The sequence below is a fragment of the Chroococcidiopsis sp. TS-821 genome (genome assembly GCF_002939305.1).
Lineage (GTDB): Bacteria > Cyanobacteriota > Cyanobacteriia > Cyanobacteriales > Chroococcidiopsidaceae > Chroogloeocystis.
The window spans coordinates 1-580 of record NZ_MVDI01000030.1; the positions used below are offsets into that span (position 1 = coordinate 1).

1 protein-coding gene is annotated in these 580 nt (G+C 45.0%); it reads left to right on the forward strand.

Annotation, left to right across the window (positions count from 1 at the left end; genetic code table 11):
• On the forward strand, nucleotides 1–576 hold a 576-nt coding region (locus B1A85_RS26425), incomplete at its 5' end, for a hypothetical protein (protein WP_210404705.1).
• Nucleotides 577–580: the final 4 nt, after the last annotated feature.

Consider the following 580-nt stretch of genomic DNA (forward strand, 5'->3'; position numbering starts at 1 on the left):
AAAAGGGGGGGAAAAGAAGGAGAAAAAAGAAAGAGAAAGAGAGAGAAAAGGGGGGAGGGAGGAGAGAGGAAGGAAAAAAAGAAGAAAGAGAGGGGAAAAGGAAAAAAAAAAAAGAAGAAGAAAAAAAGGAAGGGAAGGAAGGGGAAAAGGAAAAAAAAGGAAGGAAAAAAGGGAAAAGGGGAGGAAGGAAGAGAAAAAGAGAGAGAGAGAGGAAAGGAAAAAAGGAAGGAGAGAGGAAAGGAAAAGGAAGAGAAAAAAGAAAAGAAAAAAAAAGAGAAAGGAGGAGAGAAGGAGGGGAAGAAGGGAGAGGAAAAAAGGGGAAAAGAAAGGAAGAGGAGAGAAAAGGGAAAAAGGAAAAGGGAAAGAAAAAAAGAGGAAGGGAAGAGAGAGAGAGGGGGAGGAGGGGGAGGGAAAGAGGAAGGGAAGGAAAGAGGAGAAGAAGGGGAGGAAGGGGGGAGAGAAGGAAGGAAAGAAGGGAGGAGAGAGAAGGAGGGAGGGAGAAAGAAAGAGAAAGAGAAGGAGGAAGGGGAAGGAAAGGGCAAGAGGGAGGGGGGAAAAAAGTTCAGCACCAGCTGAATCG